This is a genomic window from Arachidicoccus sp., from assembly GCF_050436765.1.
In the GTDB taxonomy this organism is placed as follows: domain Bacteria; phylum Bacteroidota; class Bacteroidia; order Chitinophagales; family Chitinophagaceae; genus Arachidicoccus.
In genome coordinates this window covers 865-8,959 of sequence record NZ_JBNQGD010000383.1, presented here as the reverse complement: position 1 = coordinate 8,959, position 8,095 = coordinate 865, and the positions used below count along the sequence as shown (strand labels likewise).

Annotated in this window: 9 protein-coding genes and 1 tRNA gene; 3 read left to right on the top strand and 7 right to left on the bottom strand. The window is 36.4% G+C overall.

Going from position 1 to position 8,095, the window contains the following annotated elements; translation table 11 throughout:
* From ACQR30_RS16135 to ACQR30_RS16125, 3 genes are all read right to left on the bottom strand, one after another.
* On the bottom strand, positions 1 to 234 hold a 234-nt coding region (locus ACQR30_RS16135), incomplete at its 3' end, for a RuvX/YqgF family protein (RefSeq protein WP_429736788.1).
* 17 nt (positions 235 to 251) lie between these two features.
* Positions 252 to 1,127: a UbiA-like polyprenyltransferase gene (locus tag ACQR30_RS16130; protein WP_429736787.1), complete on the bottom strand. Its 876-nt coding sequence runs from the start codon at positions 1,125 to 1,127 to the stop codon at positions 252 to 254.
* 89 nt (positions 1,128 to 1,216) lie between these two features.
* Positions 1,217 to 2,506: an aminotransferase class I/II-fold pyridoxal phosphate-dependent enzyme gene (locus ACQR30_RS16125; protein ID WP_429736786.1), complete on the bottom strand. Its 1,290-nt coding sequence runs from the start codon at positions 2,504 to 2,506 to the stop codon at positions 1,217 to 1,219.
* Between the two features lie 204 nt (positions 2,507 to 2,710).
* Here ACQR30_RS16125 and ACQR30_RS16120 point away from each other — a divergent pair, with 204 nt between their 5' ends.
* On the top strand, positions 2,711 to 3,742 hold the full coding sequence (locus tag ACQR30_RS16120; RefSeq protein WP_429736785.1) for a Gfo/Idh/MocA family oxidoreductase: 1,032 nt from the start codon (positions 2,711 to 2,713) through the stop codon (positions 3,740 to 3,742).
* 130 nt (positions 3,743 to 3,872) lie between these two features.
* Here the strand turns inward: ACQR30_RS16120 and ACQR30_RS16115 are convergent, their stop codons facing one another.
* Entirely contained in the window at positions 3,873 to 4,364 is a 492-nt protein-coding gene (locus tag ACQR30_RS16115; RefSeq protein WP_429736784.1) for a hypothetical protein, read from the bottom strand.
* A gap of 61 nt (positions 4,365 to 4,425) precedes the next feature.
* On the bottom strand, positions 4,426 to 6,210 hold the full coding sequence (argS, locus tag ACQR30_RS16110) for an arginine--tRNA ligase (protein WP_429736783.1): 1,785 nt from the start codon (positions 6,208 to 6,210) through the stop codon (positions 4,426 to 4,428).
* A 109-nt stretch (positions 6,211 to 6,319) separates the two neighbouring features.
* Here argS and ACQR30_RS16105 point away from each other — a divergent pair, with 109 nt between their 5' ends.
* On the top strand, positions 6,320 to 6,826 hold the full coding sequence (locus ACQR30_RS16105) for a GtrA family protein (RefSeq protein ID WP_429736782.1): 507 nt from the start codon (positions 6,320 to 6,322) through the stop codon (positions 6,824 to 6,826).
* On the opposite strand, the gene ACQR30_RS16100 is transcribed toward ACQR30_RS16105, so the two are convergent.
* Positions 6,823 to 6,999, bottom strand: a complete 177-nt coding sequence (locus tag ACQR30_RS16100; protein WP_429736781.1) for a DUF6728 family protein — start codon at positions 6,997 to 6,999, stop codon at positions 6,823 to 6,825. The two genes, ACQR30_RS16105 and ACQR30_RS16100, sit on opposite strands and share 4 nt — an antisense overlap.
* Before the next feature lie 75 nt (positions 7,000 to 7,074).
* Here ACQR30_RS16100 and ACQR30_RS16095 point away from each other — a divergent pair.
* Positions 7,075 to 7,148, top strand: a tRNA-Ala gene (locus tag ACQR30_RS16095).
* A 453-nt stretch (positions 7,149 to 7,601) separates the two neighbouring features.
* On the opposite strand, the gene ACQR30_RS16090 is transcribed toward ACQR30_RS16095, so the two are convergent.
* Positions 7,602 to 8,095, bottom strand: a 494-nt coding sequence (locus tag ACQR30_RS16090; RefSeq protein ID WP_429736780.1) for an alpha-L-rhamnosidase C-terminal domain-containing protein, incomplete at its 5' end; no start/stop codon positions are given.

The following is an 8,095-nucleotide window of genomic DNA, read 5'->3' as shown; positions in this document are numbered from 1 at the left end:
TAGCAAAATAGCGTTCTTTACCAATGGTGTAGCGTGTGTATCGCTCTCGTCCCAGTTTTTCGGTTCCCCTATCAATATCAATTCTACCTCTTCTTTGGAGAAATAATCTTTCAAAAATGGAATAAATTTTTTAGTATCAATCGTAGTTAAGGCACTGGCGATTATCTGCAAGGGGTCTGTAACTGCAATACCCGTGCGTTTACCACCATAATCTATACAAATAATACGCGCCATTTATTTTTAGATAAAAATTAAAAGATAATTACATCCGCAATGACCAAAATACCAAATACAATGCTGGCGATGCCATTGGCTGTCATAAAAGCAATATTAACCTTAGTTAAATCGTTAGGCTTAACCAATAAATGCTGATAAATAAGCATACCGACAAACACCGCGATACCTATCCAGTACAAAATACCGAAATCCCCATACACACCAGCAGAAACAACGGCTGCTGCACTTACAAGATGTAAAAATACCGAAGTATGTAATGCATTTGTCTTGCCGAGAAATGTAGGAATAGAATGAAGATTTTCCGAATTATCAAAGTCTACATCCTGCATTGCATAAATAATATCAAAGCCACTAACCCAGGTAATTACAGCTATTGAGAATAATATTGGCAACAAACTAAAAACACCTGTTACTGCTAAGTAAGCACCAATAGGCGCCAATGATAATCCAAGCCCCAAAACCAGATGACATAATGCCGTAAAACGCTTTGTATAGCTGTAAAATAATATTACAAACAAAGCAATAGGCGCCAAAATAAAACAAAGTGAATTGATAAAAAAAGTAACGACGACAAAAACCACACAATTAATAATAGTAAAACGCAGCGCACTACCCGGGGAAATAATACCTTTTGGTATTTCACGAATAGCCGTACGCGGATTTTTAGCATCAAAATGCCTATCTAGATAACGATTGAAAGCCATCGCGGCACTGCGTGCTGAAACCATACAAATTAGAACAAGTAATAACTTCAGAGCAATTTCTCCAACCGTCATATGTTGTTGATAAACGGCCTTCACCCCCAATGCAAAACCTATCATCGCAAAAGGCAACGCGAAAATAGTATGGGCAAATTTGACTAAAGAAAGATATTTTTTTACGGTACTCATTAAAATAGGTAATTCGAGGAATAAAATAATAAATCCCGGCTTAAACGCCGCTTGACATTTAACACCGGGATCAGGTTGTTCAAAAATAATTAATCTGCCGGATTCAAATATTCAAAGCGACCCGCACCTTGTTTCATGTCCGGAATGTCTTCTACTTTATATTCTCCTGCATCCAATTTAACTTTTGTTGAACTAAATGCTTCCAAAGTAGCATCGATATCTTCAAAGGTATGGGCTGCAGAAGGTATCAAACGATAAATAATATGCCCTTTTGGTATTACTGGATAGACAACTATAGAAGCGAAAATATTGTAATTTTCACGCAAATCCATCACCATTGCTGTAGCTTCCTCTACTCCGCCCTTCATATAAACCGGTGTTACCGGTGTATTAGTATCGCCAATATCAAAGCCTCTTTCTTTCAATCCCTTTTGCAATCTTAGTGCATTTGACCAAAGCTTTTCTTTTAATTCAGGCATCGTTTGCAACATTTCCAATCTCTTCAAATTACCTATTACTACAGGCATTGGAAGGCTTTTTGCAAAAATTTGCGAGCGAATATTATAACGAATATAATCGATAATGATTTTGTCTCCAGCTAAAAATCCACCAATAGAAGCCATTGATTTGGCGAAAGTCGAGAAGTATAAATCAATTCCGTCTTGGCAGCCCTGTTCTTCTCCTGCACCAGCACCTGTTTTACCTAATGTACCAAAGCCATGTGCATCGTCCACCAAAAACCTAAATTCAAATTTCTTCTTCAGATCGATTATTTCCTTAAGTTTTCCTTGGTCGCCCGCCATGCCAAACACACCTTCAGAAATAACTAAGATACCTCCTTGCTCCTGTTTTTCGATCAAGGCAGTCGCACGTTCCATTTGTTTTTCAAAATCAGCCATATCGTTATGCTTGAAAACAAACTTATGGCCCAATTGCATTCGCATACCATCCATTATACAAGCATGACATTCCGCATCATAAACAATTACATCGTGACGGCCACAAACAGCGTCGATAGTACTCATAATCCCCTGATAACCATAATTCAATAAAATGGCATCCTCTTTCTTTTCAAAAGCAGCAAGTTCTTCCTCCAACTGTTCATGCAAGGTCGTATTTCCACTCATCATCCGTGCACCCATTGGATAAGCCAAGCCGTATTGTGCAGCAGCTTCCGCATCTACTTTTCTTATATCGGGATGATTTGCCAGTCCCAAATAATTATTCAAACTCCATACAATTACTTCTTTCCCACGAAATTTCATGCGACTACCAAGTTCGCCTTCCAATCTCGGAAAAGCATAATAACCATATGCTCTGTCTCTGTATTGTCCAATAGGACCATAATTCGTCACTAGCCGTTCAAAGATATCTGCCATGATCTATCAAAAGATTTTAAGTATAAAAAATAATGAATATCTGTTGTAAAGTGGTGCAAAGATAACTTATTATATTATAAATAATGATGTGAAATTTGGTTCTAAATTCAATTAATTGTTTTAAACTATTCCTAAAACAGACGATTATTTATCATTTTATAATACATTCACTTTACCTTAGGAACTCTCAATATCAAATACTTTATGAATCAAACTAAACCAATAAGAACAGCAATGATGGCTTATGGCATGTCAGGGAAAATCTTTCATGCGCCATTTATACATGTTCACTCAAACTTTGAATTATACGCTGTCGTGGAAAGAACAAATAAACTAGCAGTTCTCGATTATCCCTACATTCATAGCTTTGATAGCATAGAAGAATTATTGGCTGACAATACCATAGATTTAATTATTGTAAACACACCTAACTATTTGCATTTTGAACATGCGATGGCGGCTTTGAAGGCAGGAAAGCATATACTTATTGAAAAGCCTATATGCGCTAATAACACTGAGCTTCAAAGGTTATTTACATTTGCAGATGAAATAGGCAAAAAAATATTTTTTTATCAAAACAGGCGTTGGGATAGCGATTTCTTATCTGTAAAAGCGGTAATTGAAGCAGGTAAATTGGGCAGAGTCAATGAAGTCCATTTTAGATTCGACAGGTATAAGGATGCGCTGAGTCCTAAACGATTTAAAGAAGAACCCATAGCCGCAAGTGGATTGTTATACGATTTAGGTCCGCATCTTTTGGATCAGGTAATCAGCCTTTGGGGAAAGCCTTTAAGTTGGGAAAAAACACTTGGTAAAAATCGCATTGGAACCAAAGTAGATGATTATTTCAGTATTCACCTAAGTTATCCAAACAGCTTAAACATATTTGTGCATTCCAACATGATGGTTGCAGATGCGCAGCCAGCATTCATTTTAAACGGCAGCAATGGCTCCTATACAAAATACAGAACAGACACACAAGAAAGTCAATTGCTCGCAGGGATTAAACCAAGTGACAGGGGCTACGGAATGGAAGAAAATAACTCGAAAGGCAAATTGGTGTATTTTAATGAACAAAAAGAACGAATTATCGAATATACACCATCTTTAACGGGCAACTACCTGGCTTTATTTGATGCATTATCCAACAGTTTATTAAATGAGGCCGCATTCCCCATTTCCAGGGAAGAGGAACACATTCAATTAGAAATTATTTCAGCGGAACGTACAAATTAAAGAGGGTTTTGAAGACTGTTCATTACTGCCTCGAAGACAAAAAGTCCCGTTATTGAAAAAAGTATGAATGGGGCAATTTCTTCCCTATTCATTTTCACGCGAATGAGGATCTACCATCAATTACATTATCTTATTTGCCAATTATTTTACCAGATTTCTGAGCCAAGATAGAATCAGAAAAATTACTGGCTTGTTGCATTTTCGTCGTAATAGAATCTATAAGCATCCTATTTTTTTGCAAGTAGTTCATCTTTGCAACTGAATCCATTTTATCCATTTCCATATCAAAAGACTCCATCCATTTATTCATACTGCCAGTTACAGAGTCGATGCGCATATTAGTAGATTGCAACAAGGTAATTTCCGCCTTATTACCGGGAGTCAATGTTTTTTTCAAACTGTCAATCTTATGATTTATCTCTTTTTGATTAACGAGTAAGTGCCCCATTTTACCCATGCTTTTATCATGGCCGTCCATCACTATTTGCATCATCGAATCTAGAGGAGAAAGAGACTTCGCCTCCTTTTCTGTGGCATTGGAACTACTTCCATTTTTACAAGCCGCAAAACTCATGGTCACAAAAAAAAAGCAACAAATAATTTTATCAAATCCGCTTTTCATAATTGTCTTATTTTAAAATAAATGCATAAAGTCATTCCTGTTTATCAAACAACCTAAGTGATTACATCCTTTCCGGTACGTCAATACCGAGAAGACCCATACCTCTTTTAATTACCTTTCCTGTGAGGTTTGCCAACTGTACACGCAACATTTTCTTTTCCTCAGTTTCTGCATTGGCGATAGAAAGATCACTGTAGAAAGTATTAAATGTTTTCGCCAGATTGAAAATATAAATGGCAATTTTAGAAGGATCATGCGCCATCGCTGCCTCCTGAACAAAAGTCGGAAATTGTTCCAGCTGAACAATTACTGATTTTTCTTGCTTCATCAGTTTTGTTACATCAAGCCTTTGCGCCAATTTGAATTCAGGTGCTACTTTACGCAATATACTTTTAATACGCGCATGTGTATATTGAATAAAGGGTCCGGTAAATCCATGGAAATCTATACTCTCTTCTGGATTAAAAACCATTTTCTTTTTTGGATCTACACGCAATAAGAAAAATTTCAAAGCACCCAACCCAATAGTATGATACAATTCTTCTAATTCCTCCTCTTTAAAATCTTTTACCTTACCTAGTTCTTCGGTTTTTCGACGAGCTATATCAATCATCTCCTGCACCAAATCATCCGCATCTACCACCGTACCTTCACGGCTTTTCATTTTACCGGTAGGTAATTCTACCATGCCATAACTTAAATGAAAAATACCATCAGCAGAAGGTAGCCCTAATTTTTGACAGATAAGCCTCAATACTTTAAAATGATAATTTTGCTCATCACCCACCACATAAATACTTTGGTCGATGGCAAATTCTTTCTGTTTTTGTTCCGCCAAACCAATATCCTGCGTTATATACACCGATGTACCGTCTTTGCGACGAACTAATTTTTCATCTAAACCATCCGCTGTTAGATCTATCCAAACGCTGCCATCTTCCTTTTGAAAAAAAACATTTTGAGCCAATCCTTTTTCAACCAAATCTTTGCCTAATAAATAAGTACTGCTTTCATAATAGACTTTATCGAAGCTTGTACCTATTTGTTTATAGGTTTCCTCAAAACCTTCATATACCCAACTATTCATTCTTTTCCACAACTCCATTACTTCTGGCTTCCCCGCTTCCCAATCCTGCAACATTTGTTGTGCTGCTTTCATAATTGACGCTTCTTTTTCGGCCAGATTCTGTTCCATTCCGCCTGCGACCAATTGATTTATTTGCTTTTTATATTCATTATTAAAAAGCACGTAATAATCTCCAACAAAGTGATCTCCTTTGACATTTTCCGACTGTGGTGTCGCCCCATTGGCAAATAATTGCCATGCAATCATGCTCTTGCAAATATGCACGCCTCGGTCGTTAACCACGCAAGTGTTGATGACTTTATTTCCATTCGCTTTCAAAATCTCGGAGATGCTCCATCCCAAAAAATTGTTGCGCAAATGTCCAAGATGCAGGGGTTTGTTAGTATTAGGCGAAGAATATTCGACCATTATATTTTGATCTGTAGGCGCACCTTGCCCAAAGTTTTCGGTGGAGGTATTTTGATTTAAAAAACCAACCCAAAAAATATCCGCAACTGACAAATTAAGGAACCCCTTGATAACATTGAAACCACTAAATAATTTGGGGTTTTCTTTTATTAAAAAATTGCCTATCTCCTCACCAAGCAATTCAGGAGACTTTTTGATTTGTCTTAAGAGAGAAAACAAAACAACAGTATAGTCACCCTCAAACTCTGGTTTAGTCGCATTAATGGCAATATCTTTCCCCTCCAACTGCAACCCATACAATTGATTGACTGCTTGCGCGGCAACTTCTTTTATTCGTTCAATAATATTCATTTACTAATTTTGTTTGCCGGCAAAAATAATCTGTTTGAAGACGAATAACAAATACCCGTTTAGATTAAGTTTTTTATTAGGAAATCTAATTACATTCGTTCTTCTAAAAATGTTGAAGTTACATTACAAAATAAAAAAGACTATCTTATCGGTAATAGATTTTTTCTACCCGTTATTCCGCAGGATTTTTCCACTACAAACCTTTAGGTATGCGGTTTGTGGAGGAGGAAATTTGTTACTTAACTTCGTTTTATTTGCTGCCTTTTTTCATTTAATCTACCAGAAACAACTGGTATATTTGCCTTTTGGTCTTGTGTTAACACCAACGATTGCCTCGTATATCTCTGCTTTCTGTTTTACCTTTCCTATAGGATTTTATCTAAATCTTTTCGTAGTGTTCCCCGGCTCCAACCTCAAAAGGCGTATACAACTTGCCCGTTATTTACTTATTGTTTGTTGTAATTTCTTCTTTAACTATATACTCCTGTCGCTTTTCGTACATGTGTTTCATTGGTATCCTACACCCTCTTATATTCTAGAGGCAACCTTAGTTGTAACCTTTACCTATTTTTCACAACGGTACTTTACCTTTCGCCAGCAGAGGATAAAAGACTAGATCGCCTTAATTAACCAACGCACTAACACGATAAGCATAGCAATCAAGAAAACTAAAATGGAAATACGGTTCATACCATGCATCAGTTTAAGATAGATATCTTTCTTCTCACCAGGTTCTTTTTTATCTTTTTTAATATATAGGTACGATGCAAATTGTTTGAGAATGCCCATGTGTATATTTTTTCTTTTACAAAGGTAGTTTTTTTTGTTACTAAAAATCTAACCCTTACTTTTGCGGTGCTTTAAGGGGGATTAGCTCAGTTGGCTAGAGCGCTTGCCTGGCAGGCAAGAGGCCACCGGTTCGAATCCGGTATTCTCCACACTAATAATCAATGAGTTATAAATTATTTTATAACTCATTTTTATATTTTGGGTAAACATGAGGTAAACTTTTTTATTGGAAAGTTTTAATTACTCTAAAAAGAAAAACTAGGATCCCCTCGTCTTTTGCAGAAGCCTGCCCCGGATCATAAATTTTCTACAGTTAACAAAGAAAACTATATTAATTTTCTAACTGCATGGGCAATCTGTAATTCATTTTCTTTATGAGATACTTATCTTGCCTGAAGTACCAGGTAGGTATCATATCTATATTAATGCGCATCAACTGCGAACTATATGGACTTAGAATAGTCTTTAATGACCGATTTGGATTTAATATCCATAGAAAATCAAATTTAAAAAAGACCTAATTTAAGTGCGAAGCTCGAGTCAATGATTGGTGTAATATTATTTGAGTATGCCAATACAGTTCATAATAACAGAAGAATATTTTATTTTATTTTAAAACTATATTTACCAGATGCAATAGGATAACCTTGTTCATTTTTTATAGCTATCTTATTCAAAAAAAGTGATTGTCCCTTCTTGACTGAAAAATTGATAGTAGCTGTAGAATTAGCAGGAACAGTCACGTCATAATAAATAGCACCCCCCTTCCTTTGCCAAGACGAAATTATTTTGCCATAAGGACTCGTGTGCTCTGAAGAAAAATAAGATAGGCTATCGATAAAATGGGGTTCGAGTAATATATTTTTAAAACCGGGATGCTGCTCATCAACTTTTATACCCCCTATAACCTTGAATAGCCAAGCGCCTATTTGCCCAAACATGATATGGTTGAGTGATAAGTCTCTTTTTTTTGTAATATCCCAGTTTTCATACAAAGTAGTAGCACCGTTTACAATCCACCAACCCCAAGAAGGGAATGTGTTCTGAGTCGCCAAACGATAAGCAATTTCGGCTTGCCCATTTTCACTCAAAGCGC